At 71.5% G+C, this 14,023-nt stretch carries 10 protein-coding genes, 1 pseudogene and 1 riboswitch; all 11 genes and pseudogenes read left to right on the forward strand.

Annotated features, from left to right (window positions below):
- Window positions 1-248, forward strand: a pseudogene (locus tag U9983_RS13790) (hypothetical protein); the annotation flags it as partial.
- Window positions 248-784 carry a hypothetical protein gene (locus tag U9983_RS13795; protein ID WP_322754409.1) on the forward strand — a complete coding sequence of 179 codons (537 nt, stop codon included), beginning with the start codon at window positions 248-250 and terminating at the stop codon, window positions 782-784. The pseudogene U9983_RS13790 and the gene U9983_RS13795, both read left to right, overlap by 1 nt.
- A gap of 120 nt (window positions 785-904) precedes the next feature.
- Complete coding sequence (locus U9983_RS13800) at window positions 905-1,183, forward strand: type II toxin-antitoxin system Phd/YefM family antitoxin (RefSeq protein WP_322754410.1); 279 nt, start codon at window positions 905-907, stop codon at window positions 1,181-1,183.
- A gap of 343 nt (window positions 1,184-1,526) precedes the next feature.
- Window positions 1,527-2,558, forward strand: coding sequence for a cobalamin biosynthesis protein (locus tag U9983_RS13805; protein WP_322754434.1), 1,032 nt, complete (start codon window positions 1,527-1,529; stop codon window positions 2,556-2,558).
- Complete coding sequence (locus U9983_RS13810; RefSeq protein ID WP_322754411.1) at window positions 2,555-4,090, forward strand: cobyric acid synthase; 1,536 nt, start codon at window positions 2,555-2,557, stop codon at window positions 4,088-4,090. Before U9983_RS13805 ends, U9983_RS13810 begins: the two co-directional genes overlap by 4 nt.
- A 2-nt stretch (window positions 4,091-4,092) precedes the next feature.
- Window positions 4,093-7,908 carry a cobaltochelatase subunit CobN gene (cobN, locus tag U9983_RS13815; RefSeq protein WP_322754412.1) on the forward strand — a complete coding sequence of 1,272 codons (3,816 nt, stop codon included), beginning with the start codon at window positions 4,093-4,095 and terminating at the stop codon, window positions 7,906-7,908.
- Window positions 7,909-7,966: 58 nt separating this feature from the next.
- Window positions 7,967-8,094: riboswitch (cobalamin riboswitch) on the forward strand.
- A 132-nt stretch (window positions 8,095-8,226) separates the two neighbouring features.
- Window positions 8,227-10,302: a VWA domain-containing protein gene (locus U9983_RS13820; RefSeq protein WP_322754413.1), complete on the forward strand. Its 2,076-nt coding sequence runs from the start codon at window positions 8,227-8,229 to the stop codon at window positions 10,300-10,302.
- A 2-nt stretch (window positions 10,303-10,304) separates the two neighbouring features.
- The gene (cobO, locus tag U9983_RS13825) at window positions 10,305-10,910 is read left to right on the forward strand and encodes a cob(I)yrinic acid a,c-diamide adenosyltransferase (RefSeq protein ID WP_322754414.1); all 606 of its coding nucleotides are present in this window, start codon (window positions 10,305-10,307) and stop codon (window positions 10,908-10,910) included.
- Window positions 10,904-12,379 carry a cobyrinate a,c-diamide synthase gene (locus tag U9983_RS13830; RefSeq protein ID WP_322754415.1) on the forward strand — a complete coding sequence of 492 codons (1,476 nt, stop codon included), beginning with the start codon at window positions 10,904-10,906 and terminating at the stop codon, window positions 12,377-12,379. The genes cobO and U9983_RS13830 overlap by 7 nt, the downstream gene beginning before the upstream one ends.
- A gap of 23 nt (window positions 12,380-12,402) precedes the next feature.
- Entirely contained in the window at window positions 12,403-13,227 is an 825-nt protein-coding gene (gene cobI / locus U9983_RS13835; RefSeq protein WP_322754416.1) for a precorrin-2 C(20)-methyltransferase, read from the forward strand.
- Window positions 13,224-14,023, forward strand: an 800-nt coding sequence (gene cobM, locus U9983_RS13840; protein WP_416211392.1) for a precorrin-4 C(11)-methyltransferase, incomplete at its 3' end; no start/stop codon positions are given. The genes cobI and cobM, both read left to right, overlap by 4 nt.

Here is a 14,023-nt window from a genome sequence, read left to right on the forward strand (position 1 = left end):
CCCACGGAGGCCACACCGCCCTGGACAACCTCGTACTGACCTGCGGCCAGCACCACCGAACACTCCACCACAGCGACTGGCAGGTACGCATCGCTGGCGACGGTGTTCCCGAGTGGATCCCCCCGGGATGGATCGACCCGACCCGCACCCCCCGACGCAACCCCTACCGCCGCACCATCCACAACACACGGGACGGTCACGGGAAACGGGACGACCCCGGCGAAGATCTCTTCGGCGGCATTCCCTGATGTCCGCCGACCGCTATCGCAGCTTCCTCGTCGCGGCGATCACACTCGGGCTGATCACCTGGCGGGTGGCTTTCAACCTCGGCGCGTACAACACGGTGTTCTACGAGGACGTCTACGCTGTCGTGGTCGCCAGCACCATCGCGTTCGGCGCCAGTTTCCTTGCGCCCCATGAAGCCCCCCGTAGAGTCAGGATCCCGGCCGTGTCGGGACGGATTCTGCTCGCCGCACCTGTTATCTGGATGGTCCTCGCCCTGAGCGTGACCGGTTCGCTCACCGCGGCGGAGTCATCGCCGATTCTTATGGCGCTGGGCGTCATCATTGGTGCAACCTCCGTCCCGTACGTCCTACTGCTGCTCGCACGCGTTGTCGTACCTTCGTTGGAAACACTCCGGGGCCGGCCGCTTGCCGTCCTGATAGTGATGACAGCCCTCGTCGCTGCGGCCGGATGGCTGACAGGCCGCCACAACGATCGGTTCATGACCTGCAATGACTTCAAGGTCGCAGGCCAGGACCAACCCAGGAACTGCACACCCTGAACGAAGACGCACTGGGGCCGGATCAGGTCCCATTACACCGGGCGAGTCGACCGATGAACTGGCAAGGCAGAATCTAACCTGTATACACGGACTATCCGGCGGTTGATGTTGGAGGTCACGATGAGCTGGCGGGTTCAAGAAGCAGAACAATGCTTCTGCGAGGTGCTTCGCGCCGCGCAGAACGACGGTCCACAGACCATCACCCGGCATGGCGAGGAGATCGCCGTCGTTATCGACATCGATGAATATCGAAGACTGACTGCGCCGAACAAGAACCTCATCGAGCTTCTTCTCGGCCCGCCGTACTTTGATGACGACGTCGTCTCCGTTATGGAGGAGATCGAGGTCACGCGCAAAAAGGACTTTCCCAGGGAGATCGACGTTGGTATCGGCGGATGAACTATCTGCTGGACACCAGTGTTCTCTCCGAGACCAGAAAGCGCAGGCCAGACCCTGGCGTGCCGGAGTCGACGAACGCATCGTTGCGGTCACCGGCCAGGTAGCCCGGGAGCGAGGGAGCGGACGGGTGGTTCGGCCGTGGCAGGTTGGCGCACTTGACCGGAAGCCGGGGGATCTGTTCTGCTCATCAGGCCCAGCCGATGCACCAAGCCCCAGCCGATGGACACGCGAGGGACACGGAGGAAACCGGTTGGAGTTCCTCCTGACGCTGAGTGCCCGGCCACACCGCCAGGCCGCCGGCGATGAAAAGTCGATCTCCAGCCACACGTCGCGGGGGATGCACATGCCCGGATGGGTCCACGCCGCCGGCTTGCTGGCCGGCGCCGCACTCGATGTCGTTCTCGCCGACCCGGCGCGGATGCACCCGGTGGCCGCCTTCGGCACCGTTGCCGACCATGCCGAACGGTTGCTCTACCACGACAGCCGGGCCGCTGGTCTGGCCTACACCTCCGTACTCGCTGGCGGCACGGTCGTGCTCGGCGCTCTGGCGCGCACCGGCGTGGCCAGGGCCGGGCGTCGGTTTGGCTGTCAACGCACGACATCGGTGGCATTGACCGCGGCGGCCACGTGGACGGTCCTCGGCGGGACGTCCCTGCGCCGCCACGGCCGCCGACTCGGCAGTGACCTCGCCCGCGGCGATGTGGCCGCAGCCCGAAGCCGTCTGCCGGCGCTGTGCGGTCGGGATCCGGCCGTCCTGGACACGGCCGGCCTCTCCCGCGCCGGGGTCGAGTCTCTTGCCGAGAACACCTCGGACGCGGTCGTCGGTCCGCTGATCTGGGGAGCCGTCGGTGGCGTTCCCGGCCTGCTCGGCTACCGGGCGATCAATACTCTGGACGCCATGGTCGGCTACCGCAGCAGCCGCCACGCCCGCTTCGGCTGGGCCTCAGCCCGCCTGGACGATTTCGCAAACCTCCTACCTTCCCGGGTCGCGGGGCTACTGGCATGTGCGTGTGCGCCGGTCGTCGGCGGCTCGCCCGTTGACGCCTACTGGGTGATGCGCCGCGACGGCGCGAGCCATCCGAGTCCGAACGCCGGCCAGGTGGAGGCGGCCTTCGCCGGTGCGCTCGGGCTGCGCCTGGGCGGGACGTTGCGTTACCACCACGGAGTCGAACACCGGCCGGTGATGGGATACGGCCGCACCGCCCAGCCCGCCGATCTGGAGCGAGCCGCGGTCCTGTCCGCCGCGGTCAGCGCCAGCGCGCTCGTCCTGTCAGCGGGTGTCGCCGCAGCCGCCTCGGCGGCCCGGTCGACTGCCCGGTCAGCCGTCCGGTCAGCGTGGACGTCAGGCCGGGCGCGTCGACGGAACAGAAGGTGACTGGAGGCGCGCTGCTGGTCGCCGGAACAACATCGGACGCGGGCAAGAGCGTCGTCACCGCCGGTCTGTGCCGATGGCTGGCCCGGCAAGGCCTGCGGGTCGCGCCGTTCAAGGCCCAGAACATGGCGCTGAACTCCGTCGTGACGGCGGATGGCGCCGAGATCGGCCGTGCCCAGGCGATGCAGGCCGCCGCCGCCGGGGTTGAGCCGGAGGCGGCGATGAACCCGGTCCTGCTCAAACCCGGCGACGACCGGCACAGCCAGCTCATCGTTCTCGGCCGTCCGGTCGCCGAGGTGGACGCGTTGAGTTACCGTCCGCACAAAGCACATCTGGCCGCGGTCGTCGCGGACTGCCTGGCCGACCTGCGCGCCCGGTTCGACGCGGTGATCTGTGAGGGGGCCGGCTCACCCGCGGAGATCAACCTGCGGGACACCGACATCGCGAACATGGGGCTGGCACGGGCCGCGAACCTGCCGGTGCTGATCGTCGGCGACATCGACCGGGGCGGGGTGTTCGCCGCGCTGTTCGGCACCCTGGCCCTGCTCGACGCGGCCGACCAGGCACTGATCGCGGGATGGATCATCAACAAGTTCCGCGGCGACCCACGGCTGCTCGAACCCGGCCTGCGTCAGCTTGAGCGGCTCACCGGGCGTCCTGTGCACGGGGTGCTGCCGTGGCGGTCCGGGCTGTGGCTGGATGTCGAGGATTCCCTCGATCTCGCCTCGTACCCCGGCGAACTCCCGCCGGCCGAAGCGCCGACCGAAGTGCCGGCCGCGGAGGTGAGCAAGGGGGAGTTCCTGCGGGTGGCGGTGATCCGGTTGCCGCGGCTGTCCAACGTCACCGACATCGACCCGCTGCGGGCCGAACCCGGGGTGGTTGTGGCGTTCGCGACCCGACCCGCCGACCTCCTCGACGCCGACCTGGTCGTCATACCCGGGACGCGCGCGACCGTGGCGGACCTGGCCTGGCTGCGCGGATGCGGTCTGGACGCGACGCTGCGGGCACGCGCGGCCGATGGCCGGCCGGTCCTCGGGATCTGCGGCGGATACCAGATGCTCGGCCGGCACATCCACGATCCGGTCGAGTCCGGTACCGGGACGGTGAACGGCCTCGGCCTGCTACCGGTGACCACCACGTTCGCCCGGGACAAGCTGCTCGGCCGGCGCGCCGGCATGAGCGCCGAGGGACTCGCGGTCACCGGCTATGAGATCCGCCACGGTCGGCTGACCATGGACGGCGACGGCGGTGAGCCGTTCGCCGCGGACGGCATCCGCGTCGGCGCGGTGGCCGGCACCAGTTGGCATGGGCTGTTGGAGAACGACGAGTTCCGCCGGGCGTTGCTCATCGACGTGGCGACCCGGGCCGGACGCTCGTTCACCCCGGCTGCCACCTGCTTCGCCGATGTGCGCCAGCGCCGGCTCGACGCGCTCGGCGATCTGATCGCCGACCACCTCGACACCGCCGCCGTCCGCGCGCTCCTGAACAGCGGCCCACCGTCCACCCTTCCCTTCGTACCACCGGGAGCGCCCTAAAAATGTCCGCCGGCGACGAACCCACGATCGTCGAACCCACGATCGTCCTGCTGTCCACGGCGGACACCGAGCTACTGGCCGCTCGTGCCAGCGGGATGCCGTGGCGGGTGGCCAACCCGGCCCGGCTCGCCGCCACCGACAGCGCCACCGAGGACATCGCCACGCTGCTCGACGGCGCGGCCGTGGTGGTCGTCCGGCTGCTCGGGGGGGTGCGGGCCTGGCCGGACGGGCTGGCCGCGACGCTCGCCGCGGGCCGCCCGACGGTGGTGCTCGGCGGGGAAGCGGTGCCCGACGCCGAACTCATGGGACGTTCCACCGTACCGGCCGGTGTTGCCACGGCGACGCTGGGATATCTGGCTGAGGGCGGCACCGCGAACCTCGCCGAGCTGTACCGCTTCCTTGCCGACACCCTGCTGCTCACCGGGTTCGGTTTCGCGCCGCCCGCGGCGATGCCCGCCGCCGGGGTGCACGGCACGCGGATGCGCAGGCCCGACCGTCCAACGGTCGGGGTCGTGTTCTACCGGGCGCACGCCACGTCCGGCAACACCGCGTTCGTGGACACGCTGTGCGACGCGTTGGAGGCCCGCGGGGCCAATGCCCACCCGGTGTTCGCCCCGTCCCTGCGCGGCCTGGATGCAGGCAACCTGGATGCAGCCGGCCGGGTTGACGGCGTCCTGGGTCTGCTCGCCGGGGTCGACGCGCTGGTGGTGACCGTGCTCGCCGCCGGTGGCACCCGACCGTCGGATGCGTCCGCAGGCGGGGATGACCAGGCGTGGGACGTCGGTGCACTCGCCACCCTGGACGTGCCCGTGGTGCAGGGGCTGTGCCTGACCTCGTCGCGTGCGCAATGGGCGGCGGGCGACGCGGGCGTGACACCGATGGACGCGGCCATGCAGGTCGCGATCCCCGAGTTCGACGGCCGGATCATCGCCGTGCCGTTCTCGTTCAAGGAATCCGGTGCGGACGGAGTGCCGGTGTACGCGGCCGACCCCGAACGCGCGGCCCGGCTCGCCGGGATCGCCGCGCGCCTGGCCCGGCTGCGACACGTCCCGGCCAGCGAGAAGAAGATCGCGTTGGTGCTGTCGTCGTACCCGACGAAGCACGCCCGGGTCGGTAACGCCGTCGGCCTGGACACCCCGGCGTCCGCGATCCGGTTGCTGGACGCGCTGCGCGCGGCCGGTTACGACCTGGGAGATCCCGAACCTGTGGTGGCGGATGGTCAGAACGGACCCACAGCGCTCTCCGACGGGGACACCCTCATCCACACGTTGATCGCAGCCGGCGGGCACGACGTGGAATGGCTCAGCGAGGAGCAGCTCGCGGCCGCGCCGGCCCGGGTACCCGCCTCGGTCTACCGACGCTGGTTCGACGCCCTGCCGGCGAGCCTGCGGGATGCGATGGTCCGGCACTGGGGTGACCCACCCGGCACCCTGTATGTCGACGAAGCCCCCCACGAAGTCCCCGTCGAAGTCCCCGTCGAAGAAGGACGGGACGGTTCCCGGCCGGCTCGTGAACCGGCGATCGTTCTCGCAGCGCTGCGCTTCGGCAACATCCTGCTCATGATCCAGCCACCGCGGGGCTTCGGGGAGAACCCGGTGGCGATCTACCACGACCCGGACCTGCCGCCGTCCCACCATTATCTGGCCGCCTACCGCTGGCTGGATTCCGAGTTCGGCGCGGACGCGGTCGTGCACCTGGGTAAACACGGGACGTTGGAGTGGCTGCCGGGCAAGGGGCTCGGGCTGTCCGCCGGCTGCGCCCCGGACGCCGTCCTCGGTGACCTGCCGCTGGTCTACCCGTTCCTGGTCAACGACCCGGGCGAGGGCACCCAGGCGAAACGCCGCGCACACGCGGTAATCGTCGATCATCTAGTGCCGCCGATGGCACGCGCCGACACCTACGGCGACATGGCCAAACTGGAGCAGCTCCTCGACGAGCACGCGACACTCGCCGCGCTCGACCCGGCCAAACTGCCGGCTGTGCGGGCGCAGATCTGGACGTTGATCCAGGCCGCGCAACTCCATCACGACCTGGGCTTGGACCAACGCCCGGGCGACGACGCCTTCGACGACTTCCTGCTGCACGTCGACGGCTACCTGTGCGAGGTCAAGGACACCCAGATCCGCGACGGCCTGCACATTCTCGGCCAGGCCCCGGCCGGTGCGGCGCGGGTGAACCTGGTGCTCGCGATCCTGCGGGCGTCGCAGGTGTGGAGCGGGACCGCCCGGGCGCTGCCGGGGCTGCGAGCCGCGCTCGGCCATGTCGAGGGCGGCAGGGCCGGGCGGGTCGAGGTGGACGAATTCGAGACGACAGCCCGCGCGCTCGTCACCGGGATGGACGCCGCCGGCTGGGATCCGGCCGCCGCGTCCGGGGTGTGCGCGGACGTCCTCGGGTCAGCGAACAGCACCGGGTCAGCGAACAGCACCGAGGTCGAGAAGGTGCTGGTGTTCGCCGCGTCCGAGGTGGTGCCGCGCCTGGACCGCACCCCGGACGAGATCACTGCCGTACTCCGAGCGCTCGGTGGCGGGTTTGTGCCGGCGGGGCCGTCGGGGTCACCCACCCGCGGGCTGGTCAACGTGCTGCCGACCGGGCGGAACTTCTACTCGGTCGATCCGAAGGCGATCCCGTCCAGACTGGCCTGGGAGACCGGCCGCGCACTCGCCGACTCGCTGCTCGCCCGCCACCTCGCCGACACCGGGAGCTATCCGTCCTCGGTGGGACTGACCGTCTGGGGCACGTCCGCGATGCGTACGCAAGGTGACGACATTGCGGAAGTGCTGGCGCTGCTCGGCTGCCGGCCGACCTGGGACGACGCGTCCCGGCGGGTCACCGGCTTCGAGGTGATACCGCTTGCCGAGCTCGGCCGGCCGCGGGTGGACGTGGTCGTGCGGATCTCCGGCTTCTTCCGGGATGCCTTCCCCCACGTTGTCACGCTGCTCGACGACGCGGTGAGCGCCGTCGCGGCCCTCGACGAGGAGGCGGATGGCGACAACGCACTCGCCGCCCACGTCCGCGCGGACCTGCGTGCCGCTCCCGGTGACCGGCGGCGGGCCACGACCCGTATCTTCGGGTCGAAGCCGGGGGCCTACGGCGCCGGTCTCCTGCCCCTGATCGACTCGCGCGAGTGGCGTTCGGACGCCGACCTTGCCGAGGTGTACGCGGTGTGGGGCGGCTACGCCTACGGCCGCGACCTCGACGGGCGGGAGGCCCGAGCCGACATGGAGCAGGCGTTCCGTCGCATCCAGGTGGCCGTGAAGAATCAGGACACCCGCGAGCACGACCTGGTCGACTCCGACGACTACTTTCAGTACCACGGCGGGATGGTCGCGGCGGTCCGCGCGCTCACGGGCGCGTCACCGGCGGCCTACGTGGGGGACAGCGCCATGCCGGACGCGGTGAAGACCCGCACGTTGCAGGAGGAGACCCACCGGGTGTTCCGGGCCCGGGTGGTGAATCCGCGCTGGATCGCGGCGATGCGCCGCCACGGTTACAAGGGCGCGTTCGAACTGGCGGCGACCGTCGACTACCTGTTCGGTTATGACGCGACCGCGGGTGTCGTGCAGGACTGGATGTACGAGTCGTTGGCCGCCTCCTATGTGTTCGACCCCGAAACCCGCGACTTCATGCAAACGTCCAATCCGTGGGCGCTGCGCGGCATCGCTGAACGCCTGCTGGAAGCCGCCGACCGCGGCCTGTGGGAAAAACCCGACGCCACCACCATCGACGGACTCCGCCAGACCTACCTGGAGCTCGAAGGTGACCTTGAAGGCGGCGTTGCGGGCGGCGTTGCAGGCGGCCTCGAAAGCCGCGAAGAATAACCCGTCGGACCGTCGCTATGACCGTAGGTGTGCCATGCTGAGAAACGCGACGGCAGTGGAGGAAGCCGGTGGGAATCCGGCGCGGTCCCGCCACTGTCACCGGGGAGCAACCCCTCACCGTACGTCACGGCCGCGAGAGCGGTTGGAAGGCCGAGGGGGCGCGCTGATCCGGAAGTCAGGATACTCCGGCCGTCCGCACCGTTACCGAGGGCGAGGAAACCCGAGGGAGGACCGCGGTATGCCAACGCACGCCCGCCGGCTCGTGATCGGCCGGCTCGTGATCGATACGGAGTCCGGCGCACACCGGCACAGGGCACGATGACGGCCTACCCGTTGTCCGCGGTGGTGGGCATGGACGACCTGCGGCTCGCGCTCGTCCTCAACGCGGTGTCCCCGGCGATCGGCGGGGTCCTCGTCCGCGGCGAGAAGGGCACGGCCAAGTCGACCGCGGTCCGAGGGCTCGCCGCGTTGCTCCCACCGGTGAACGTGGTAACCGGCTGCCGGTTCTCCTGTGACCCGGCCGCGGTTGACCCCGACTGCCCGGACGGCCCGCATCCACCGGAGGCGCGGCCGAGCACCCGGGCGGCGCGCCTGGTGGAGCTGCCGGTCGGCGCCTCTGAGGACAGGGTCACCGGAGCGATCGACCTCGACCGGGCGCTCGCCGAAGGCGTCACCTCGCTGCGGCCGGGGTTGCTCGCCGCCGCCCATCGCGGCCTGCTCTACGTCGACGAGGTCAACCTCCTGCACGACCATCTCGTCGACCTGCTGTTGGACGCGGCCGCCCTCGGTGTCGCCCACGTGGAACGTGACGGGGTGTCGGTGCGCCATGCAGCCCGCTTCCTGCTGGTCGGGACGATGAACCCCGAAGAAGGTGAGCTGCGCCCGCAGTTGCTGGACCGCTTCGGACTGACCGTCGAGGTCGCCGCCAGCCGACAGCCGCCGGTGCGGGCCGAGGTGGTGCGCCGCAGGCTGGCCTACGACGCCGACCCCGACGCCTTCGCCGCTCGCTGGGCGGTGCAGGAGACCGCCCTGGCCGCCCGGATCGCCACCGCCCGCGACCGGCTGCCCGCTGTCGAACTGCCCGACTCCGCACTGCGCCAGGTCACCGCGGTGTGTGCGGCGTTCGACGTGGACGGGATGCGCGCGGACGTGGTCGTGGCACGCACCGCGATCGCGCTGGCAGCCTGGGAGGGCCGGGAGACCGTCGACGCCGACGACGTCCGCCGGGCCGCCCGCCTGGCCCTGCCGCACCGCTGCCGCCGTGGCCCGTTCGACGCGCCCGGCCTGGACGAAGACGCCCTGACCAAGGCGTTGGACGAGCACGCGGAGGAGTCCCCCACCGGTCCGGACCCCGACCTTGACCCTGGCATGGACCCTGACATGGACCCGGACATGGACCCGGATCGCCCCCCGTCGCCCGGTGGCGGTGGTGGACGCGGCGGGCCGACGTCCAGCGGGCCGGAAACGACAGCGGAGCGGACGGCCGAGTCGGATGTCGTCCCATCCCCACGTTCCGCGGAACACGATGCCCCGGAACAGGATGCCGGGGAACACCGCGCCACGGCGGGGCAGGGGCAGGGGCGCCAGGAGCGACGTGCAGGCACGCCCGGCCCGTCGTTCCGCCCGCGCCGGCTGGAGATCCCAGACACCGGAACGCCGCTGGGCGCGCCCGGCCGCCGCTCACGCGCCCGCACCTCGCACGGCGCGGTCGTCACGAGCTCCCCGGACGCACCCGGCCTGCACCTGCTGGCGACCCTGCGGGCAGCCGCGCCCTGGCAGCACGCCCGCGGGCGGGTAGGCCCGGGGCTCGCACTACGTCCCGGCGACCGGCGCGGTGCGGTCCGGGCGGGACGTGAGGGCAACCTGGTCCTGTTCCTGGTGGACGCCAGCGGTTCGATGGCCGCCCGCGCCCGCATGCGTACGGTCACCACCGCCGTGCTGTCCCTCCTGCTCGACGCCTACCAGCGCCGCGACCGGGTCGGAATGATCACTTTCAGGGGTTCCGGCGCCGATCTCGTCCTCCCCCCGACATCGAGTGTGGAGGTGGGCGCGGCGCGGCTCGCGTCCCTGCCGACTGGCGGGCGGACCCCGCTGGCAGCCGGGCTTACCCGCGCCGGCGAGGTCCTCGCGGCCGAACGCCGCCGCGACCCGGACCGACGTCCGCTGCTGATCGTCGTCACCGACGGCCGTGCCACCGCCGGGCCGGACCCGCTCACCCCCGCGCGGGCGTTGGCTCGTCGCGGCCTGGCGAGCATCGTCGTCGACTGCGAGAGCGGGTACGTGCGCCTGGGCCTGGCCGACCGCCTCGCGACCGCGCTCGGCGGCACGACCATCCCGATCGACGCGCTGGCGGCCGCGACCAACCGCGCGACCAGCCGGCGCAGGGCTGCCTAGCCATGCCACAGGGACAGCCATCCGTCGTGCCCGACGACGGCCTGAGCACCCGGGCGCGCCGGGACAGGGCACTGCTGATCGTCCACACGGGTGAGGGCAAGGGGAAGTCGACCGCGGCGTTCGGGCTCGCGCTGCGCGGCTGGGCGCAGGGCTGGGACGTCGGGGTGTTCCAGTTCGTCAAGTCCGCGAAATGGCGGATCGGGGAGGAACGGGCACTGCGCACCCTGGCCGCCGGCGGCGAGGGCGGGGACATCACCTGGCACAAGATGGGCGAGGGATGGAGCTGGGTGCAGGCCCGGATCGACCCCGCCGCCGACCCCGCCGAGGCCGCCCGGGAGGGCTGGGCGCAGATCCGCCGGGACCTGGCCGCGCAGACCTACCGGCTCTACGTCCTCGACGAGCTGACCTACCCGCTGAAGTGGGGATGGATCGACACCGACGAGGTCATCGAGGTGCTGCGTACCCGTCCGGGACGCCAGCATGTCGTCGTCACCGGGCGCGCCGCCCCGCCCGCGCTGATCGACGCCGCCGACCTGGTCACCGAGATGACCAAGGTGAAGCATCCGATGGACGCCGGGCAGAAGGGCCAACGGGGGATCGAATGGTAGCCCCGCCGGTCCCGCTGCCACCGCGGCTGGTGATCGCAGCCCCGGCCAGCGGCGCCGGCAAGACCACGGTGGCGACCGGGCTGATGGCTGCGTTCACCGCCCGCGGCCTGCGGGTGTCCCCGCACAAGGTCGGGCCCGACTACATCGACCCGACCTATCACACCATCGCCAGCAGGCGCCCCGGCCGCAACCTCGACGCCGTGCTGTGCGGGGAGCATCGGATCGCACCGCTGTTCGCCCACGGCGCGCGCAACGCCGACATCGCCATCGTGGAAGGCGTGATGGGCCTGTTCGACGGGGTGTCGGTGCCCGAAGCCGGTCAGCCCGCCGACTTCGCCTCGGCCGCCCATGTGGCCCGGCTGACCGGCGCCCCGGTCGTGCTGGTGGTCGACGCGTCCGCGGTGGGCCGCTCGGTGGCCGCGACCGTGCACGGCTTCGCCACCTGGGACGAGCGGGTACGCCTGGGCGGAGTGGTGTTCAACCGGGTCGGTTCGCCCGGCCACGAACGGCTGTTGCGGGACGCGGTCGCGGGTCTCGGCGTCGCCGTGCTGGGCGTGCTGGGCGTGCTGGGCCGCGACGATCGGGCCACGGTGCCGTCCCGACATCTCGGGCTGGTGCCCGCGGCCGAACGCGCGTCCGCGGCGGCCGAGGCTGTCGCCGCGCTCGGCACGCTGGTCGCCGCATCATGCGATCTTGATGCCGTGCTCGCCCTCGCCCGGTCGGCACCAGCACTGAACGTGGCTCCATGGTCGCCATCCGACATAATTCATGACATTGAGTCGGCGGTGCCGGCGGTATCTGCGGTGGGCCGGCCGGTGCGGATCGCGGTCACGGGCGGGCCGGCGTTCACTTTCGGTTATGCCGAGCAGAGTGAGCTGCTGCGCGCCGCGGGAGCAGAGGTGGTCACCGTCGATCCGCTGCGTGACGAGAATCTTCCAACAGGCTGCGACGGGTTGATCATCGGCGGGGGATTCCCGGAGGAACACGCACCCGAGCTCGCCGCGAATGCGGCCCTGCGCGCCGACGTGGCAGCACTGGCGGGAAGGGGCGCGCCGGTCAGCGCCGAGTGCGCGGGCCTGCTCTACCTCGCCCGATCCCTGGACGGGCATCCGATGTGCGGGGTTCTCGACGTCGACACCGCTATGGGCCCTCGGCTCACTCTTGGTTACCGCCGAGCCGTGGCCGCCTGCGACAGCCCGATCGCCGAAGCCGGCACCCCGGTGACCGCGCACGAGTTCCACCGCACATCGGTACTGACCACGCAGCAGCGGACGGTCCGCTCTGCCTGGCAGATCGGCGGCCGCCCAGCAGGCGACGAGCCCGACGAGCGGACCGAAGGCTTCGTGCACGGCGGGGTCCACGCGTCCTACCTGCATCTGCACTGGGCGGGTGTACCCGGCGTGGCCGCACGGTTCGTCGCGGCGGCACGGCAGGCACGGCAGGCGAGAGGGCCGCAATGGACGGCATAGGCGGGATGGACAGGACAGGCGGGATGGACGCGCAGCCTGCTCCGGCGGGCGACCGCGTACGGACGGGCAGCCATCTGATCGGGGTCGGTGTGGGTCCCGGCGATCCGGACCTGATCACGGTCAAGGCGGTCGGTGTCCTGGAGCGGGCCGATGTCGTGTTCGTCCCGGTGAGCGAGGGAACGCCGCCGCCGGGGCGGGCCGAGGCAACCGTGCGTGCACACGTCACCCATGACCGGATTCGCCGCCTGCCGTTCCGGATGACCGGCGACGCCGACTACGACACCCCGGCCGGGGTGGTCGCCCAGGCGCTGCGCACGCAGTCGGGAAGCCGTCCGGGAGGGAGCCCGGGGGACAGCCGCGGGGGAGTCGTCGCGTTCGCCACGATCGGCGACCCCAACGTCTACTCGACCTTCACCACGCTGGCCGCCCGGGTGCGGGCACTGCTACCCGACGTCGTCGTCGAGACCGTTCCCGGCATCATGGCGCTGCAGGATCTCGCCGCCCGGTCCGGCACGGTGCTGGCGGTGGGCACCGAGACGGTGGCGCTGCTGCCGCTGACCGCCGGGGTGGACGCCTACCGGCGGGCCGTGGCCGACCACGACACGGTCATCGCCTACAAGGGCGGCCGGGCGCTGCCGCAGGTCCTCGACATCCTCGCCGAAGCCGACCGGCTCGGCGGCACAGGTGACGCGACCGGCACGGGCGGCACGGGCGGCACAGCCGTCTACGGCGCTTCGCTGGGCCTGGCGGACTGCGACGTCCGCCCCGCGGGTGAGCTCCCCCGAGACCAGCCCGGCCCCTACCTGTCCACGGTGATCTCAACCCGGAGGCGACAGTGGCCGATCTGACCGAAACAGCGGCCGAGGCCACACCAGCGCCACGCGGCCGGGTGACGTTCGTCGGGGCCGGCCCCGGCGCCGCGGACCTGCTCACCCTGCGCGGCGCACGGATGATCAGCGAGGCGGATGTGGTCATCTGGGCGTCCTCACTGGTGCACCCGGACGTGCTCGCCCACGCCCGCGACGACGCCGAGATCATCGACTCGGCCGGACTACCGCTCGAAGGCGTCCGGGACGTCTACCGGCGGGCGGCGCGTGACGGGCTTGCCGTGGCCCGGATCCACTCCGGCGACCCGGCGCTGTGGGGAGCGGTGCAGGAGCAGCTGGAGGTCTGCGCCGCACTCGGGCTCGCCACCGCGATCGTGCCCGGGGTCAGCAGCTTCACCGCCGCTGCCGCGTCCATCCAACGCGAACTGACCATTCCCGAGGTGGCACAGTCGGTGATCCTGACCCGGCTCGGCGGCGGCAAGACCCCGATGCCCGCGGGCGAGGAGATCGCCGGCTTCGCGCGGCACGGCACGACGATGGCGCTGTTCCTGTCGGCGGCCCGGTCCGGTCAGCTCCAGGACGAGCTCACCGACGGTGGTTATCCGCCGGACACGCCCTGTGTGATCGCCTACCGGGTGAGTTGGCCGGATGAACTGATCGTGCGGTGCGCACTTGCGGACCTCGCAGCCACCGTCCGTGCGCACAAACTGTGGAAGCACACCCTGGTGCTGGTCGGCCCGGCGCTGGCGGCGGGTGGCACCCGCTCGCACCTCTACCACCCCGGCCATTTTCACGGGTTCCGCAAGGCCGAACGGAC

Origin of the sequence: Protofrankia sp. Cas3 (genome assembly GCF_963555955.1) — a bacterium.
Classification (GTDB): Bacteria; Actinomycetota; Actinomycetes; order Frankiales; family Frankiaceae; genus Protofrankia.